Raw genomic sequence first — 17,224 nt, forward strand, 5'->3', positions numbered from 1 at the left:
CCGTCGCCGGCCCGGTCGAGCACGGCGAGGACGCGCGCCATCTCGACCGACCGGCCCACGAACGGCCCGCGCGGCGCGTTGCCCCCCGCCTCGGACATCACGGACACCCGTACCCGGCCACCGCCGGCGGCAATCGGCGCGCTCAGGGGGCCGACGCCAGCGCCTTGACCGCCCGGTCGACCCCCTCGTCGTCGACCTCGTGGTGGGTCACGAAGCGCAGGGTGCCGGGGGCGACGGTCCTGGCCCTGACCCCCTCGGACTCCAGGTGGTCGACGACGGCGGCCGGGTCCGGGTGGCGCCACACGACCACGTTGGTGCGCACGGCGGCGGGGTCGAGCCCGCACCCCGGCCACCGCTCGGCCACGGCCTCGGCCAGGCGCCTGGCCCGCTCGTGGTCCTCGGCGAGGCGGTCGACCATCGTCCGCAGGGCGACCAGCCCGGCGGCTGCGAACACGCCGGCCTGGCGCATGCCGCCGCCCAGCCGGCGCCGCTCGTCCCTGGCCTCGGCCATGACGTCGGCGTCACCGGCCAGGACGGACCCGACCGGGGCGCCGAGCCCCTTCGAGAGGCAGCAGGACACGGTCGACGCGTGCGCGGCGACGGCCGCCGCCGGCACGCCCGTCGCCACCTCCGCGTTGAACAGGCGGGCGCCGTCGACGTGCACGGGCACGCCGAAGGCGGCCACCGCGGCGACGTCGTCCAGCTCCCAGGGCAGCCCCCCGGCGAACATGTGGGTGTCCTCGATGCACACGAGCGAGGGCCGGAGGTGGAAGTACGCCGCCTCCTCGAGCGCGGCGCCCACGTCGGCCGGGTCCACGCCGCCCTCGTCGTCGACGGTCACGATCTGCACCCCGCCGTTGCGGGCCGTCGCGCCCCGCTCGTTCAGCACGACGTGCTGGCGGCGGCCGGCGACGGCGACGCTGCCGGGCGGCGCCAGCAGGCGCATGGCCACCTGGTTGCCCATCGTCCCCGACGGCACCAGCAGACCGGCGTCCTTGCCGACCCGGGCGGCCAGCTCCTCCTCGAGGCGGCGGACGGTCGGGTCCTCCCCGTAGCCGTCGTCGCCCACCTCGGCGTCGGCCATGGCCCGCCGCATCGCCGGGGTGGGGCGGGTGACCGTGTCGGACCGGAGATCGACCCATCCGGACATGCCGGGCACCGTACCCAGCCGCGTCCCCGGAGCCGACCTGGCCGCGGCCGTCAGTAGCTGGTCGTGCGGCAGCGGTGGCGGGGGACGGCCTTGTAGGTCGCCCCCTGGCCCCGGCGCCAGAGCAGGTGGTCGACGGTGGCCGCCGTCCCCGGGCGCCCGGCGGCGTGGAGGGCGTCGACGATGCGCTCGACGGCGGTGACGGCCGCGGCCCGGATCTCGACCTCCTCCTCCGATCCGGCGGCGAGGAGGTCGCCGGCCTCGATCCTCGCCACCAGGCCGGGGTCGTAGGCGAGCACCCCGTCGAGGCGGAGCACGTGGGGCACGAGGTTGTCGGCGAAGAGGGTGAGCCGGTCGAGGTCGGCGAAGCGGTGGCCGGTGGCGATGGCCAGGTCGGCCGCCGTCAGCTGGGCCCGCTTCAGGAACGGCACCCCCCGCCAGACGTCGCGGTAGAGCGGCATGGCGGTCAGGTCCTCCACCAGCGCGGCGGCCGAGTCGCCGGCCGCCCCCGCCGGGCCGTCGAAGCGCCCGCCGTGGCGGTCGAGCAGGTGGGCGCCGAGGTCGCGCAGGGCCAGCGCGTAGAGGCCCATGAGCTCCCCGGCCGGCCCGTCGGCCGGCTGGTCGAGGATGGTCGCGAGGTCGTCCCGGTCGAGCAAGGTGAGCCGCTCGGCCGCGGGCGGCCCCTCGGCGTCGAACCAGGCCCGCAGCCGGGTGGCGACGGTGAGCGTGCCGGACCGCCCCGGCAGCTTGCGCAGGTGCGGGAACCAGCCCGAGCCGAAGGCGACGCTGCCGAAGACGAGGACGAACGCCACCGTCGCCTCCGGCGACCCGGCGTCGTGGAACAGCGGGTCGGCCACCGCCCGCCCGGCCTCGTCCGGCAGCGACGCCGCGTACCCCGGCACCCGCTCGTCGACCACCCGCACGAACCGCCCCCGGCCGGCGACCTCCGCGCACCGCCCCCGCACCTCCTCCAGCACGCTCACCCCTCCTTCGTACCGCCCCTACGCTCGGGCGGTGACCGACGACCTGGAGGCGGCCGCCCGGGCCTGGCTGGCCGAGGACCCCGACCCGGACACGCGGGCCGAGCTCGAGGCGGTGCTGGCCGCCGGGGACGGCGACGGGTTGCGGGAGCGGTTCGGGGCCCGGCTGGAGTTCGGCACCGCCGGCCTGCGGGGCGCGCTGGGCGCGGGGCCCAACCGCATGAACCGGGCGCTCGTCCGCCGGGCCGCCGCCGGCCTGGCCGCCTACCTGCTCGAGCGGGACCCGCAGGCGGCGGGCGCCGGCGTCGTCGTCGGCTACGACGCCCGCCACAAGTCCGATGCGTTCGCGGCGGACACCGCCGCGGTGATGGCCGGGGCCGGCATCCGCGCCCTCGTCCTGCCCGGGCCCCTGCCCACCCCGGTGCTGGCCTTCGCCGTGCGCCACCTCGGCACCGGCGCCGGCGTGATGGTCACCGCCAGCCACAACCCCCCGGCCGACAACGGCTACAAGGTGTACCTGGGCGACGGCGCCCAGATCGTGCCGCCCGCCGACCGGGACATCTCCGCCGCCATCGACGCCGTCGGCCCGCTGGCCTCGGTGCCCCTCGCCCCGCCGCTCGACCCCCGCATCGAGCTGCTCGGCGACGAGGTGCTGGAGGCGTACCTGGCCGCCGCCGCCGGCGTCACCCCCCACCCGGAGGCCCGCTCGGCCCGCATCGCCGCCACCCCGCTGCACGGCGTCGGCGGCGCGGCGCTGGCCGCCCTCCTGGAGCGGGCCGGCTTCGCCGCGCCGGCCGTCGTCGCCGAGCAGGCGGCGCCCGACCCCGACTTCCCGACCGTCGCCTTCCCCAACCCGGAGGAGCCCGGCGCCCTCGACCTCGTGCTCGCCCTGGCGAAGGAGACGGGCGCCGACCTCGTGCTGGCCAACGACCCCGACGCCGACCGGCTGGCCGTCGCCGTCCCCGACCCCGCCGAGGCGGGCGGCTGGCGGGTGCTGCGGGGCGACGAGGTCGGCTGGCTGCTCGGCGACTACCTGCTGGCCGAGGGCGACCCGTCGGGCGACCGGCTGGTGGCCAGCAGCCTGGTGTCGTCCCGGCTCCTCGGCCGCATGGCGGCGGCCGCCGGCGTGCGCCACGTGGAGACGTTGACGGGGTTCAAGTGGATCGTCCGGCCGGCGATCGACGACCCGTCCCTGCGCTTCGTGTTCGGCTACGAGGAGGCCCTCGGCTACGCCGTCGGCGACCTCGTCAGGGACAAGGACGGGCTCACCGCCGCGCTCGCCATGGCCGAGCTGTCGTCGTGGCTGGCGGCCAGGGGCGAGACGGTCGTGGATCGGCTGGCCGCCATCGCCCGCCGCTTCGGCCTCCACGCCACCGACCAGTGGTCGGTGCGCTTCCCCGGCCTGGACGGCATCGCCCGCCGGGGCGAGGTGGTCGACCGGCTGGCCGACGCCCCGCCGGCGGCGATCGGCGACGACCGGGTCGAGGAGGTGGAGGACCTGCGCGAGGGCCGCCGGCTCCCCCCGGCCGACGGGGTCGTGCTCACCCTGGCCGGCGGGGGCCGGGTCATCGTCCGCCCGAGCGGCACCGAGCCGAAGCTGAAGGTCTACTTCGAGGTGGTCGTGCCGGTGCCCGACGGCGACGGCGGGTACGGCGCCGCCCGCCGGGAGGCGGCTGCCACCCTGGCCCGGCTGCGGGCTGCGACGGCGGCGGCGCTTAGCATCGGCTGATGCCCCTGAAGTGGTTCTGCGTCACCTTCGACAGCGCCGACCCGTCGGCCCTCGCCCGGTTCTGGGCCGAGGTCATGGGCTGGCAGGTCGTGTTCCAGGACGAGGACGGCGACGAGGTCGCCATCGCCAGGGACGAGACCAGCTTCCCCGGCATGGTGTTCGTGCGGGTCCCGGAGGCGAAGGCCGGCAAGAACCGGGTCCACGTCGACCTCAACCCCGACGACCGGGACGCGGAGGTCGAGCGGCTGCTGGGCCTCGGCGCCACGAGGGCCGACATCGGGCAGGGGAGCGACGTGCCCTGGGTCGTGATGGCCGACCCCGAGGGGAACGAGTTCTGCGTGCTCCGCCACCACCCGGAGCAGCCGTAGCGGACGGTCAGGCCACGCCGAACTGGCGGTCGCCGGCGTCGCCCAGGCCGGGGACGATGAAGCCCCGCTCGTCCAGGTGCCGGTCGATCGACGCCGTCACCACCTCGACCGACAGCCCGCTGCGCTCGAGCCGCAGCAGCCCCTCCGGCGCGGTCAGCACGCAGACGAGGGTCTGGAGGCCGGCGCCGGCGTCGGCCAGCAGCCGGCAGGCGTGCTCGGCCGACCCGCCGGTGGCCAGCATGGGGTCGAGCACGAGCACCCGACGGCCGGCGAGGTCGGGGGGGACGGTGGTGACGTAGGGGTCGGGCTCGAGGGTGGCCTCGTTGCGCTTCAGGCCGACGAAGCCGACCTCGGCGTCGGGCAGCAGCCGCATGGCCGCGGCCAGCATGCCGAGCCCGGCCCGGAGGACGGGGACGACGAGCGGCGGCGGGTCCACGACCATGCCGGTCGCCGGCCCGACGGGAGTCTCGATCGACAGCCGGGTGGTGGGCGTCGACCGGAGCGCCTCGTAGACGAGGAACCCGGCGATGTCGTCGAGGGCGGCCCGGAAGGCGGCCATCGGCGTCTCGCGGTCCCGGAGGCGGACCAGCCGGTCGGCCACGAGCGGGTGGTTGATGACCTTGGAGCGCACGGGCCCGCATCATTGCCCAAGGCAGTACGGTCGTCGTCATGAGCACTCACGGGTCCCGTCCGGCGGGGGCCCCGTCCCGGTCCCGGCGGGCCGGGCCCCACCCCGCGCTGCCACCCGCTCGCGAGCCGGGGGAAGGGTCGGGCCTGCGGCCCGTGCCGCCGTCGTGAGCACGGTGCTGGCCGAGGTGGAGCGGCCGGGCGGGGGGCCGCCGTGGACGGCGCCGGCCGTCGACGGGGTGGCGGTGCGGGTCACGCCGGTCGACGCCGTCGGCCTGGAGAAGCGGGCGGCCGCCCTCGGCGGGCGGTCGATCAAGAAGGCGTCCAAGCTGGCCGCGCTCGACCTCGCCATCCGGTGCATGGACCTCACCACCCTGGAGGGGGCGGACACGCCGGGCAAGGTCACCGGGCTGTGCTCGAAGGCGCTGCGGCCCGACCCGCTCGACCCGTCGATCCCGTCGGTGGCGGCCGTGTGCGTGTACCCGTCGCTCGTCCGCCACGCCAAGGAGCGGCTGGCCGGCACCGGGGTGAAGGTGGCCAGCGTGGCCGGCGCCTTCCCGAGCGGGCAGTCGCCCATCGACCTGCGCGTCGACGAGATCCGCCGGGTGGTGGCCGACGGCGCCGACGAGGTCGACATCGTCCTGAACCGCAACGCGTTCCTCTCCGGGCGCTACCGCGAGGTGTTCGACGACGTGGCCGCCTCGAAGGAGGCGTGCGGCCCGGCCCACCTCAAGGTGATCCTCGAGACCGGCGAGCTCGGGTCCTACGACGCCGTGCGCAAGGCGAGCATGCTGGCGCTCGTGGCCGGGGCCGACGTGATCAAGACCAGCACGGGCAAGATCAGCCCCGCCGCCACCCACCCGGTCGCCCTCTGCATGGCCGAGGCCATCCGCGACTTCGCCGAGCAGACGGGCCGGGAGGCCGGCCTGAAGGTGGCCGGCGGCATCCGCACCGCCAAGCAGGCCTGGCAGCACCTCGTGATCATCGCCGAGACCCTCGGCCCGGCCTGGCTGACCCCCGACCGCTTCCGCATCGGGGCCTCGAGCCTCCTCAACGACGTGATCCTCCAGATCCAGTTCCAGCGGACCGGGCGCTACTCGGCCGCCCGCTACACCACGATCGACTGATGGGCGACCTGCAGCCGTTCGCCGACGGGTTCACCCTCGAGTACGCGCCCGCGCCGGAGTCGACCGCCGTCGTAGACATCCGCGACGAGTACGGGCTGTTCGTCGACGGCGAGTTCGTCGAGCCCCGCTCGGGCCGCACGTTCGACAGCGTCAACCCGGCCACCGAGGAGCGCCTCTGCGCCGTCGCGGAGGCCGGCGAGGAGGACGTCGACGTCGCCGTGGCCGCCGCCCGCACCGCCTGGGAGCGGCGCTGGCGGGACCTGCCCGGGCGGGAGCGGGCCAAGTACCTGTACCGCATCGCCCGCCAGCTCCAGGAGCGGGCGCGCGAGTTCGCCGTGCTCGAGTCGATCGACGGCGGCAAGCCCATCAAGGAGTCGCGCGACTTCGACATCCCGATGGCCGCCGCCCACTTCTTCTACTACGCGGGCTGGGCCGACAAGCTGGGCTACGCCTTCCCCGGCCGGCGGGCCCGGCCCCTCGGCGTGGCCGGCCAGGTCATCCCGTGGAACTTCCCGCTGCTGATGGCGGCGTGGAAGATCGCCCCGGCCCTGGCGACCGGCAACACCGTCGTGCTGAAGCCGGCGGAGACCACGCCGCTGACCGCGCTGCTGCTGGCCGAGGTGTGCCAGGAGGCCGACCTCCCGCCCGGCGTCGTCAACATCGTCACCGGCGCGGGGCGGACCGGCGCGGCGATCGTGAGCCACCCCGGCGTCGACAAGATCGCGTTCACCGGGTCGACCGAGGTCGGCAAGGCCATCCAGCGGGCCATCGCCGGCTCCGGCAAGCGGGTGACGCTGGAGCTCGGCGGCAAGGCCGCCCACATCGTGTTCGACGACGCCGCGCTCGACCAGGCCGTCGAGGGCGTGGTCGACGGGATCTACTTCAACCAGGGCCACGTGTGCTGCGCCGGCTCCCGGCTGCTCGTGCAGGAGTCCATCGCCGAGCCGTTCCTCGCCCGCCTGCGCGACCGCCTGTCGACCATCCGCGTCGGCGACCCGCTCGACAAGAACACCGACGTCGGCGCCATCAACTCCAAGGCCCAGTTCGACCGCATCACCGAGCTGGTCGAGCACGGGGTGAGCGAGGGCGCGGAGATCTACCAGCCGGCCTGCCCGCTGCCCGAGCGGGGCTGGTTCTTCCGGCCGACGATCTTCACCAACGTGAGCCAGAGCCACCGCGTCGCCCGCGAGGAGATCTTCGGGCCCGTGCTGTCGGTGCTGACGTTCCGCACGCCGGACGAGGCGATCGTGAAGGCCAACAACACGCCCTACGGCCTGTCCGCCGGCGTGTGGACCGAGAAGGGGTCGCGCACGCTCTGGATGGCCGAGCGGTTGCGGGCCGGCGTGGTGTGGACGAACACGTTCAACCGCTTCGACCCGTCGTCGCCGTTCGGCGGCTACCAGGAGAGCGGGTTCGGGCGGGAGGGCGGCCTGCACGGGCTGTCGCCCTACCTCGTCCTCGACGACGGCGTGGCGGTCGACGCGTGAGCCGGGGCGAGGACCGGCTGCCGGTCCGCAAGACCTACAAGCTCTACGTCGGCGGCCAGTTCCCCCGCTCCGAGTCGGGGCGCTCGTACCCGGTGACGGCGGGCGACGGCTCGCTCGCCGCCCACGTCGTGCGGGCCAGCCGGAAGGACCTGCGCGACGCCGTCGTCGCCGCCCGCAAGGCCTACGACGGCTGGGCGGGGCGGACGGCGTTCAACCGGGGCCAGATCCTGTACCGGGTGGCCGAGGTCATGGAGGGCCGGCGGGCCCAGTTCGTCGAGGAGGTGGCGGCCGGCGGGGCGTCGCGCAAGGCGGCCGAGCGCGAGGTCGACGTCGCCATCGACCGCTGGGTCTGGTACGCCGGCTGGGCCGACAAGGTCGCCCACGTGGCCGGCACGGTCAACCCGGTGGCCGGTCCGTACGTGAACTTCACCAGCCCCGAGCCGATGGGCGTCGTCGGCGTGGTGTGCCCGGACGAGGGCCCGCTGCTCGCCCTCGTGTCCCGCCTGGCGCCCGCCGTCACCGCCGGCAACACGGTCGTGCTGCTGGCCTCGCAGCGGTGGCCGCTGCCGGCCGTCACCCTGTCCGAGGTGCTGGCCACCTCCGACCTCCCCGGCGGCGTCGTCAACGTGCTCACCGGCCACCGCGCCGAGCTGGTGCCCTGGCTGGCCGCCCACCTCGACGTCGACGCCGTCGACCTGACCGGCGTGGACGACCCGGCCCTCGCCGCCGAGGCCGAGGCCGCCGGCGCCGACAACGTCAAGCGCACCGTAGCCGCCTCGCCGGCCGAGCGGGACTGGACCGGCGACCGGGCCCAGTCCCCCTACGCCATCACGGCGCTGATGGAGATGAAGACGGTGTGGCACCCGAAGGGGGCGTAGGGGCGAGCCCGACGGCGTCCCTGCTGGCCCGCTCGGACGCGTCCGTGGCCAGCGCGAGGTGGCCGCCGAAGAAGCCGCCGACGCTCGCCGCGGTCGCGCCCAGCAGGCCGAGGCCGACGCCGGCGGGGTGGCGGCCGCGGCGGCGGGCGACCAGCGAGGCGGCGTAGAGCCCGAGGGCGGCGGTGTTGGCGGCGGCGTGGACGACGCCGACCCGCTGCTGGCCCCGCGTGGTCACGGTCCAGTCGGACAGGCCGGCGGCGACCGTCGGGAGCGAGGCGACCAGCCCGGCGGCGACGAGGCGCTGCGCCGCCGGGCGGGCGGCGCGGCCGCCGGCCAGGTCGAGGAACGAGGCGCTCATCCACGTGCCGAGGGGGACGTCGGTCAGCAGCGGGTGGAGGGCGTGGCCGAGCCACCGACCGCCGAGCACGGACCGCCGCCGGGGGCCGGTGACGGTGCGGCGGGCGGCCGCGGCCAGCACGCCGACCGGGCCGTCCTGCGCGGCGGCGTCCTCGAGGCGCACGGCGGTCCGGTAGAGGCGGGACTGGGCGACCATGCCCGGCCGCTACCCCCGTCAGCGCAGGGCCATCCGCAGCCCGAGGGTGGCGACGGTGGCCGAGCCGACGAGGGTGGTGGCCCGCTCCATCGTCGGGGTGAGGCGGCCGTGCAGCAGGCCGCCGGCTGCGGCGAGCAGCCACTGCCAGGACAGCGACGCGGCGCCGGCGGCCAGCGCGAACGCGACCCGGTCGGCGAAGCCGTCGAGCACGCCGTCGGGCAGGCCGACCATCAGCGAGGCGAAGTACACGAGGGTCACGGGGTTGGCCAGGGTGAGGCCGAGGACGCCGGCGTACAGGCGGCCGGCCGGCGGGGGAGCGACGGCCCGCTCGACCGAGGGGCGCCGCCGCCAGAGTCGCGCGACCATCGCCAGAGCGATCACCACTAAAACGCCGCCGGCGACGAGCCGGGCCGGCCGCTCGACCGGCGCCACCACCGACGCCGCCGCCGTGCCCGCGGCGGCGGCCACCGTGGCGTACACGAAGTCCGCCGTCGCCGCGCCGGCGCCCGCCGCCATCCCCGCCCGGCGCCCGTGCCGGGCCGCGGCGCCCACGATCACCACCGCCACCGCGCCGACCGGCACGGCGATCCCGTAGCCGGCCAGCAGCCCCTCCAACAGCGCCTCCACGGCGCACAATGTGGACGACGGCGGGCCCGGCGCGCCGGGGAATTACGCCCGCGCAGGCGGCGGTCAGGCGACGGGGACCGGCGGCCCGGACGCGCCGAGGGCGGCGGCCCGCAGCGCCGCGTAGCCCGGCTTGATCAGCTCGTCGATGATGCGCAGCCTCTTGTCGAAGGGCCAGAACGCGCTCTTCATGGCGTTGATCGTGAACCACTCGAGGTCCGTCCACCCGTAGCCGAACGTGTCGGCCAGGGTCGCCAGCTCGGAGCTGAGGGTGACGCCGCTCATCAGCCGGTTGTCGGTGTTGACCGTCACCCGGAACCGCAGCCGGGCCAGCAGGCCGATCGGGTGCTCGGCGATCGACGGCGCCGCCCCGGTGTGCACGTTCGACGTCGGGCACATCTCGAGCGGCACCCGCCGGTCGCGCACGAAGCTGGCCAGCCGGCCGAGGTGGACGCCGCCGTCGGGCGTGCGCGTGATGTCGTCGACGATGCGCACGCCGTGCCCGAGCCGCTCGGCCCCGCAGAACTGGAGGGCCTCGTGGATGGACGGCAGCCCGAACGCCTCGCCGGCGTGGATGGTGATGTGGCTGTTGGCCCCGGCGACCTTCTGGAAGGCGCCGAGGTGGCGGGTGGGCGGGTGGCCGGCCTCGGCGCCGGCGATGTCGAACCCGACGACGCCCTCGTCGCGGTGGCGCAGGGTGAGCTCGGCGATGTCGCCGGAGTTGGCCGCCGTCCGCATGGCCGTGCACAGGGTGCCGATCGTGATGCGCCGGCCCCGGCTGCCCGCCTGGAACCCGGCCAGCACGGCCTCGACGACCTCGTCGAGGGTGAGCCCGCCCTCCAGGTGCAGCTCGGGCGCGAAGCGCACCTCCGCGTAGACGACGCCGTCGTCGGCCAGGTCCTCGGCGCACTCGGCCGCCACCCGCTCCAGCGCGTCCTTCGTCTGCATCACGCCGACGGTGTGCTTGAACGTCTCGAGGTACAGGGTGAGGTCGCCCCGGTCGGCGCCCGCCGTGAACCACCGGGCCAGCTCGTCCACGTCCTCGGTCGGGAGCCGGTCGTACCCGGTCTCCTTCGCCAGCTCCACCACCGTCCGCGGGCGGACGCCGCCGTCCAGGTGGTCGTGCAGGAGGACCTTTGGCGCGCTGCGGATGCTCTCCAGGGTGGGGCGGTCGCTCATGGACCGACCGGTCTAGCCGACGAACTGCGCCCGCAGGTGCAGGACGTCGGTGACGTAGGCCACCGTGTCGTCGTACCACCCGCCGTTGATCGACCCGTGGCCCTGGTAGTAGGCGGCCAGCGTGGTGGCCAGGTCGCCGTGGTAGCGGTCGAGCAGCCAGCGGAGGTAGGCGGCCGCCATCTGGATGTTGTCGGCCGGCCTGGCCGGGTCGAGCGGGGCGCCGACGAGCGACTCGGCGATCCACGACGACGTGCCCGGCATCAGCTGGCACAGGCCGACGGCGCCCTTCGGGCTCCTCGCCGACACCGTCCACTGCGACTCCCGCCAGGCGACGGCCTGGAGGAGCTCGGCCGGGACGCCGTAGTCGGCCCCCTGGCGGACGAACACGGGGACGAGGGCCCGGCGCTCGGGGTCGCCCCGGATCTCGGCCGGCAGGCCGACCCGGGTGCCGGCGGCGAAGGTCGACGGCACGGCGAGCACCTGGCCGGGGGTGAGCAGGAACGGCGGCGCCAGCTCGTTGGCCTCGGCCAGCCGCTCGGTGTCGACGCCGTACAGGACCGCCACCGAGGACAGCGTGTCGCCCTCCCGCACGTGGTACGGGGTGGTGGGCGGCGGCGGGGCCTGGGTGGTGGGGACGGCGGCGACCTGGCGCCCCTCGTCGACGGCCCGGCCGTCGAGGTGGATGGCGGTGAACCCCACGCTGGCGAGCAGGGTGAGGGACAGCCCGATCTTCATCCCGGCCCGCGTGAACGTCTTCCCGGGCTCGACGGGCCGGGCGACGGGCGGTCCGGCCGGTCGGATGACGGGGGGTCGGCGGGCGAGTCGCTGTGCTGGCATACGGGTCGCGTGGGCGAACGCGACCCACGAAGGCCCCTTCGCCCGGCCCCTGTTTACCCTCTCGAAACGGGTTTGAAAACCGGAACGGTTTCAGGCGATGCGGTCGAGGACCAGCGGGCGGGGCTCGGGCGGCTCCTGGCCGACCTCGAGGCCGCCGTCCAGGGCGTCGAGGGCGGCCGCGAAGCGGGACCGGTCCTCGGCGTGCAGCTCGAGCACGGGCTGGCCCTCCTCGACGGCGTCGCCCTCCTTGGCGAGGCAGACGGCGCCCGCCACCGGGCTCACCCGGTCCTCCTTGCGGGCCCGGCCGGCGCCCAGCCGCCACGCAGCCACGCCGACCGCCCTGGCGTCCAGCCGGCGCACGAACCCGCTCGCCGGCGCGGTGACGACGTGGCGCTCGGGCGCCTCCGCGAGGGGCGCGTCCGGGTCGCCGCCCTGGGCCCGGATGACGGCCAGCCACCGGTCGAACGCCGACCCGTCGTCGAGGGCCGCCTCGGCCTCGTCCCGCCCGCCCACGCCGGCCAGGGCCAGCATCTCGGCCGCCAGCGCGACCGTGACCTCGCGCAGGTCGGCCGGGCCGCCGCCCCGCAGGCACTCGACGGCCTCCGCCACCTCGAGCCCGTTGCCGGCGGTGCGGCCGAGGGGCGTGTCCATGGTGGTGAGCAGCGCGACCGTCCGCACGCCGTGGGCCCGCCCGAGCTCGACCATCGTCTCGGCCAGCCGGCGGGCCCGGTCGACGTCGGCCATGAACGCGCCGGTCCCGACCTTCACGTCGAGCACCAGCGACTCGGTGCCCTCGGCGATCTTCTTCGACATGATCGACGAGGCGATCAGCGGGATGGACTCGACGGTCCCGGTGACGTCGCGGAGGGCGTAGAGCTTGCGGTCGGCCGGCGCCAGCCCGGGCCCGGCCGCGCAGATCACGCAGCCGACGTCGCGCAGCACGCCGAGGAACTCCTCGTTGGTGAGCGAGGCTCGCCAGCCGGGCACGGCCTCGAGCTTGTCGAGCGTGCCGCCGGTGTGGCCGAGGCCCCGCCCCGACAGCTGGGGCATGGCCGCGCCGCAGGCGGCGACGAGCGGGGCGAGCACGAGCGACACCTTGTCGCCGACGCCGCCGGTCGAGTGCTTGTCGACCGTCGGCCGGCCGACCGAGGACAGGTCGAGGCGCTCGCCGGACTCGATCATCGTCGCCGTCCACGTCGCCAGCTCCCGCGGGTCGAGCCCCCGCCACACGACGGCCATCAGCAGCGCTGCGGCCTGCTCGTCGGCCACCTCGCCGTCGGTGTAGGCCCGCAGGAACCAGCGGATCTGCTCGTCGGACAGGGCGCCGCCGTCCCGCTTGGCGCGGATGACGTCGACGGCGTTCACTTGGCCGGCAGGTCCTCGGGGCCGAAGGCGCCGGGCAGGAGGACCGAGAGCGTGGTCGGGCCGTCCGGGCCGTCGACCAGCAGCTGCGGACCGCCGTGCTCGTGGAGCAGCTGGCGGCAGCGCCCGCACGGGGTGAGGAACTGGCCGGTGCCGTCCACGCACGTGAACGCCACCAGCCGGCCGCCGCCCCCCGCGTGCAGCGCCGACACCAGCCCGCACTCCGCGCACAGGGTCAGCCCGTAGGACGCGTTCTCGACGTTGCAGCCGGCCACCACGCGGCCGTCGTCGACCAGCGCGGCGCAGCCGACCGACAGGCGGGAGTAGGGGACGTAGGCCCGGCTGGCGGCCGAGCGGGCCACCTGGCGGAGCGAGCCCCAGTCGACGTCGGTGGCCACCGGCTCAGCCCTTCTCGTAGGGGATGCCGTCGGCGGCGGGCGGCCGGGCCCGGCCGACGAGGCCGGCGACGACGAGGATCGTCACCAGGTACGGCGCCATCAGCAGGAACTCCGACGGGATGGGCGTGTCGAGGATGGCGAGCTTGGTCTGGAGCGACTCGGCGAAGCCGAACACGAGGGCGGCGGCGAGCGCGCCGGCCGGGTGCCAGCGGCCGAAGATCAGCGCGGCGAGGGCGATGAACCCGCGGCCGGCGGTCATGTTCTCGTCGAAGCGCCCGACCGAGCCGAGCGTGAAGAACGAGCCGGCCAGCCCCGCCACCGCGCCGCCCATGACCACGCTGCGGTAGCGGGTGCGCAGCACGTCGATGCCGACCGTGTCGGCCGCCCGCGGGTGCTCGCCGACGGCCCGCACCCGCAGCCCCCAGCGGGTCCGGTACAGGGCGAACGTGATGACGGCGACGAGGGCCAGCATCAGGTACACGAAGATGTTGGCGCTGAAGAACAGCGGCCCGAGGATGGGCACGTCCGACAGCAGCGGGATGCTGATCCCGCCGAACACCCCCGGGTTGTTCAGCTCCTGGTACTCCGTCAGCACGCGCGCCGACAGGTAGCTCGTGATGCCGAGGGCGAAGATGTTGAGGACGGTGCCGCCGACGATCTGGTCGACCCGGTAGCGGATCGACAGCAGGCCGAGCACCAGCCCGAGCAGCGCGCCGATCAGGATCCCGCCGGCCAGGCCCACGTACAGGTTGTCGGCCGCGCTGCCGACCAGCGCGCCGGTGAAGGCGGCGGTCAGCATCATCCCCTCGATGGCGATGTTGATCACGCCGGCCCGCTCGCACAGCACGCCCGACATCGCCCCGAGCGTGAGCGGCGTGGCCCGCAGCACGGTGCTCTCGAGCATGCCGAGGAGGCTGAACGACGTGCCCCTGGCCGCCCAGGCGAGGAACGCGAACACGAACAGCACGATGACGACGCCGAGCACGAGGTAGGCCCGGCGGCCGAACCCCCTCGCCAGCTGCACGCCGCCGATCGCCGCGCACACGAGCCCGAGCACGTAGCCGGTGGCCCGGCTCGGCACGGTGAGGTCGGGGATGGAGATGGCGGGGTCACGCGGGTTCAGGCCGAACGTCGACTCCTGCCCGGCCCCCGAGCCGGCGCCGAACAGCACGATCATCGCCCCGCCGAGGGCGACGAGGAGCACGCCGATCGTCACCCGCCGGCGCTGGCTCATGCGCTTCGGCGTGGTCGGGGCGTCCTTGGTCGGGCGGCGGTCGGCGCCCTTGGCCGGTGCGGTGGTGGCGGTGGTCATCAGGCCCCCCAGCCGGTGGCGAAGCGCTGGTCGCCCGCCACTCGGTCGGCCTTGATCCGGTAGACGGCCCGGATCAGCGACGGCGCGGCGACGAACACGATGATCAGCGCCTGGATGACGACGATGATGTCGACCGGGGTCGACGTCGCCGCCTGCATGCCCACCGACCCGGCCCGCAGCACCCCGAACAGCAGGGCGGCGCCGACGACGCCGAGCGGGTTGGACCGCCCGAGCAGGGCGAGGGCGATGGCGTCGAACCCGACGCCGCTGAACCCGCCGGTGAGGGTGTGCTCCACGCCGAGCAGCTGGGCCGTCCCGCCGAGCCCGCACAGCCCGCCGGCGAGGGCCATGGACAGCACCCACGTGCCGCCGACGCTCATCCCCGCGTAGCGGGCGGCGTTCGGGTTGGTGCCGACGGCCCGCATGCGGAACCCGACCGTCGACCGGAACAGCAGCCACCACACGAACAGCGCCGCCGCCAGCGCGATCAGGAAGCCGAGGTGCAGCCGGTAGATCGGGTTGTCCGACAGGCGGGGCAGCTCGGCGGTGTCGGCCACCTGCTTCGAGATCGGGTCGGCCCGCCCGGGGCGCAGGAACGACTCCGTCGTCAGCAGGTAGTCGAGCAGCCGCAGGGCGATGAAGTTGAGCATGATCGTCGTGATGACCTCGTGGGCCCCGGTGCGGGCCTTGAGCACCCCGGCGATCGCCCCCCACAGCGCCCCGCCGACGAACCCGGCGACGAGGGCGAGGGGGAGGTGGACGATCGTGGGCAGGTCGAAGGTGAACCCGACCCAGCCGGCGGCGATGGACCCGGCGATGATCTGGCCCTCGCCGCCGATGTTGAACAGGCCGGCCCGGAAGGCGAGCGCCACGGACAGGCCGGCCAGCATGAGCGGAGTCGCCGCCGTGAGCGTCTCGGAGAGGCCCTGGACGCTGCCGAGCGAGCTGTCGAACAGGGCCCGGTAGGAGTCGTGGACGACCTGCCACGAGCCGCTCAGGGCCTCGCCCGGGTCGGCGAAGAACGAGCGCCACGAGTCGAGCGTGGTCGGGTCCGAGAAGATGATGACGACGGCGCCGACGGCCAGCGCGGTCAGCAGCGCGAGCACCGGCAGCAGCAGGTTGGACGCCAGCCGCCCGCCCCGCTGGAGGGCGCCGGCAGCCGTGCTCACGTCACCACCTCCGGCTCGGCGGTCGCCGGGGCCGACTGGGCGGCGGCGGCCGCGTCCTGCCGGCTGGCCCCCGCCATCAGCAGGCCGCACTCGTCGCGGTTGGTCTCGCCGCGGTCGAGGATGCTGACGATGCGGCCCCGGTACATGACCGCGATGCGGTCGGCGAGGGCCAGCACCTCGTCCAGCTCGGACGACACGATCAGCACGGCGACCCCGTCGTCGCGCTTCTCGACGATGCGGGCGTGGATGTACTGGATGGAGCCGACGTCGAGGCCCCTCGTCGGCTGGGAGGCGACCAGCAGGCGGCGGGCGTGGGAGAACTCCCGGGCCACGATCACCTTCTGCTGGTTGCCGCCCGACAGGGTCGAGGCGGCGGCGTCGACCGACGGCGTGCGGATGTCGAAGTCCTCCACGAGGCGCTCGGCCGAGGAGCGGATGGCCTTGCGGTCGACCCGCACCCCCTTGGCGAACGGCGCGCTCTTGTAGACGTTGAGGACGAGGTTGTCCTTCACCGGGAACCCGCCGACGAGGCCGTCGCGCTGGCGGTCCTCGGGCACGTGGGCGACCCCCCGCCCGAACAGCGCGCCGGGCCGGGCGCCGGTCACGTCCTCGCCGTCGAGGCGCACGGTGCCGGCCGCCGGCGGCCGCAGCCCGGTGATGGCCTCGACCAGCTCGGTCTGGCCGTTGCCCTGCACGCCGGCGACGGCGAGGATCTCGCCGCCCCGGATCTCGAAGCTGACGCCGTCGACGACCCGCTGCCCGCGCTCGTCGACCACCTCCAGGCCCTCGACCTCGAGGATGGGCTCGCCGGGCTTCGCCGGCGGCTTGTCGACCACCAGCTTCACCTCGCGGCCGACCATCATCGTGGCCAGCTGCTGCTCGTCGCTCTCGGCCGGGGTGGTGTGGCCGACGACCTCGCCCCGGCGGAGCACGCTGATGCGGTCGGCGAAGGCCCGCACCTCGCGCAGCTTGTGGCTGATGAAGACGATCGACCGGCCGCTCGTCCGCAGGGTCTCGACCACGGCCTGGAGCTCGTCGATCTCCGACGGGGTGAGCACGGCCGTGGGCTCGTCGAGGATCAGGCAGTCGGCCTCGCGGTAGAGCGCCTTCAGGATCTCGACCCGCTGCTGCACGCCGACCGGCAGGTCCTCGACCATGGCGTCGGGGTCGACGGCCAGGCCGTAGCGCTCCGACAGGTCGGCCAGGCGGTGCCGTGCCTCCCGGCGGTCGACGATGCCGAGCCGCCCGGTGGGCTCGACGCCGAGCATCACGTTCTCCGTGACGGAGAAGACCGGGACCAGCATGAAGTGCTGGTGCACCATGCCGATCCCGGCCTTGATCGCGTCCGCCGGGCTCTGGAAGGCGACCGGCTTCCCGTCGAGCAGGATCTCGCCCTCGTCCGGCCGGTAGAGGCCGAACAGGACGTTCATCAACGTCGACTTGCCGG

Annotated in this window: 17 protein-coding genes; 5 read left to right on the forward strand and 12 right to left on the reverse strand. The window is 75.2% G+C overall.

The window, feature by feature from the left end; translation table 11 throughout:
- Positions 1-142: 142 nt before the first annotated feature.
- The gene (locus VGB14_13185; GenBank protein HEX9993876.1) at positions 143-1,150 is read right to left on the reverse strand and encodes a GntG family PLP-dependent aldolase; all 1,008 of its coding nucleotides are present in this window, start codon (positions 1,148-1,150) and stop codon (positions 143-145) included.
- 50 nt (positions 1,151-1,200) lie between these two features.
- Complete coding sequence (locus VGB14_13190) at positions 1,201-2,130, reverse strand: queuosine salvage family protein (protein HEX9993877.1); 930 nt, start codon at positions 2,128-2,130, stop codon at positions 1,201-1,203.
- A 31-nt stretch (positions 2,131-2,161) separates the two neighbouring features.
- Here VGB14_13190 and VGB14_13195 point away from each other — a divergent pair, with 31 nt between their 5' ends.
- Both VGB14_13195 and VGB14_13200 read left to right on the forward strand, forming a co-directional pair.
- Positions 2,162-3,856, forward strand: a complete 1,695-nt coding sequence (locus VGB14_13195) for a phospho-sugar mutase (GenBank protein ID HEX9993878.1) — start codon at positions 2,162-2,164, stop codon at positions 3,854-3,856.
- Positions 3,856-4,224: a VOC family protein gene (locus VGB14_13200; GenBank protein ID HEX9993879.1), complete on the forward strand. Its 369-nt coding sequence runs from the start codon at positions 3,856-3,858 to the stop codon at positions 4,222-4,224. Before VGB14_13195 ends, VGB14_13200 begins: the two co-directional genes overlap by 1 nt.
- A gap of 7 nt (positions 4,225-4,231) precedes the next feature.
- Here the strand turns inward: VGB14_13200 and upp are convergent, their stop codons facing one another.
- The gene (gene upp / locus VGB14_13205) at positions 4,232-4,855 is read right to left on the reverse strand and encodes a uracil phosphoribosyltransferase (GenBank protein HEX9993880.1); all 624 of its coding nucleotides are present in this window, start codon (positions 4,853-4,855) and stop codon (positions 4,232-4,234) included.
- A 163-nt stretch (positions 4,856-5,018) separates the two neighbouring features.
- Here upp and deoC point away from each other — a divergent pair, with 163 nt between their 5' ends.
- The 3 genes from deoC to VGB14_13220 are packed head-to-tail and all read left to right on the forward strand — an operon-like array spanning position 5,019 to position 8,343.
- Positions 5,019-5,978, forward strand: a complete 960-nt coding sequence (gene deoC, locus VGB14_13210; GenBank protein HEX9993881.1) for a deoxyribose-phosphate aldolase — start codon at positions 5,019-5,021, stop codon at positions 5,976-5,978.
- Entirely contained in the window at positions 5,978-7,465 is a 1,488-nt protein-coding gene (locus VGB14_13215; protein HEX9993882.1) for an aldehyde dehydrogenase family protein, read from the forward strand. Before deoC ends, VGB14_13215 begins: the two co-directional genes overlap by 1 nt.
- Positions 7,462-8,343, forward strand: a complete 882-nt coding sequence (locus tag VGB14_13220) for an aldehyde dehydrogenase family protein (protein HEX9993883.1) — start codon at positions 7,462-7,464, stop codon at positions 8,341-8,343. The genes VGB14_13215 and VGB14_13220 overlap by 4 nt, the downstream gene beginning before the upstream one ends.
- Here the strand turns inward: VGB14_13220 and VGB14_13225 are convergent.
- From VGB14_13225 to VGB14_13265, 9 genes are all read right to left on the reverse strand, one after another.
- The gene (locus VGB14_13225) at positions 8,294-8,896 is read right to left on the reverse strand and encodes a DUF2231 domain-containing protein (GenBank protein HEX9993884.1); all 603 of its coding nucleotides are present in this window, start codon (positions 8,894-8,896) and stop codon (positions 8,294-8,296) included. The two genes, VGB14_13220 and VGB14_13225, sit on opposite strands and share 50 nt — an antisense overlap.
- An 18-nt stretch (positions 8,897-8,914) precedes the next feature.
- Entirely contained in the window at positions 8,915-9,523 is a 609-nt protein-coding gene (locus tag VGB14_13230) for a LysE family transporter (protein ID HEX9993885.1), read from the reverse strand.
- A 63-nt stretch (positions 9,524-9,586) separates the two neighbouring features.
- The gene (locus VGB14_13235) at positions 9,587-10,699 is read right to left on the reverse strand and encodes an adenosine deaminase (protein HEX9993886.1); all 1,113 of its coding nucleotides are present in this window, start codon (positions 10,697-10,699) and stop codon (positions 9,587-9,589) included.
- Positions 10,700-10,711: 12 nt separating this feature from the next.
- A complete protein-coding gene (locus tag VGB14_13240; GenBank protein HEX9993887.1) occupies positions 10,712-11,434 on the reverse strand; it encodes a transglycosylase SLT domain-containing protein in 723 nt (240 codons plus the stop codon).
- Positions 11,435-11,626: 192 nt separating this feature from the next.
- Positions 11,627-12,901 (reverse strand): thymidine phosphorylase, encoded by a 1,275-nt coding sequence (locus VGB14_13245; protein ID HEX9993888.1) that lies wholly within the window; start codon positions 12,899-12,901, stop codon positions 11,627-11,629.
- The gene (locus VGB14_13250) at positions 12,898-13,296 is read right to left on the reverse strand and encodes a cytidine deaminase (GenBank protein HEX9993889.1); all 399 of its coding nucleotides are present in this window, start codon (positions 13,294-13,296) and stop codon (positions 12,898-12,900) included. Before VGB14_13250 ends, VGB14_13245 begins: the two co-directional genes overlap by 4 nt.
- Positions 13,297-13,300: 4 nt before the next feature.
- Positions 13,301-14,608 (reverse strand): ABC transporter permease, encoded by a 1,308-nt coding sequence (locus VGB14_13255; GenBank protein HEX9993890.1) that lies wholly within the window; start codon positions 14,606-14,608, stop codon positions 13,301-13,303.
- On the reverse strand, positions 14,608-15,777 hold the full coding sequence (locus VGB14_13260) for an ABC transporter permease (GenBank protein ID HEX9993891.1): 1,170 nt from the start codon (positions 15,775-15,777) through the stop codon (positions 14,608-14,610). Before VGB14_13260 ends, VGB14_13255 begins: the two co-directional genes overlap by 1 nt.
- Positions 15,774-17,224 (reverse strand): ABC transporter ATP-binding protein (locus VGB14_13265; protein ID HEX9993892.1); only part of this gene is annotated, 1,451 nt, incomplete at its 5' end. The genes VGB14_13265 and VGB14_13260, both read right to left, overlap by 4 nt.

It is taken from the genome of Acidimicrobiales bacterium, assembly GCA_036399815.1.
Taxonomy (GTDB): domain Bacteria; phylum Actinomycetota; class Acidimicrobiia; order Acidimicrobiales; family DASWMK01; genus DASWMK01.

Bases quoted from the DNA above. Each gene is read 5' to 3' on its own strand.
- VGB14_13225 (HEX9993884.1), bottom strand. From the start codon at position 8,896: ATGGTCGCCCAGTCCCGCCTCTACCGGACCGCCGTGCGCCTCGAGGAC.
- VGB14_13240 (HEX9993887.1), bottom strand. From the start codon at position 11,434: ATGAAGATCGGGCTGTCCCTCACCCTGCTCGCCAGCGTGGGGTTCACC.
- VGB14_13200 (HEX9993879.1), top strand. From the start codon at position 3,856: ATGCCCCTGAAGTGGTTCTGCGTCACCTTCGACAGCGCCGACCCGTCG.
- VGB14_13255 (HEX9993890.1), bottom strand. From the start codon at position 14,608: ATGACCACCGCCACCACCGCACCGGCCAAGGGCGCCGACCGCCGCCCG.
- VGB14_13215 (HEX9993882.1), top strand. From the start codon at position 5,978: ATGGGCGACCTGCAGCCGTTCGCCGACGGGTTCACCCTCGAGTACGCG.
- VGB14_13185 (HEX9993876.1), bottom strand. From the start codon at position 1,150: ATGTCCGGATGGGTCGATCTCCGGTCCGACACGGTCACCCGCCCCACC.
- VGB14_13235 (HEX9993886.1), bottom strand. From the start codon at position 10,699: ATGAGCGACCGCCCCACCCTGGAGAGCATCCGCAGCGCGCCAAAGGTC.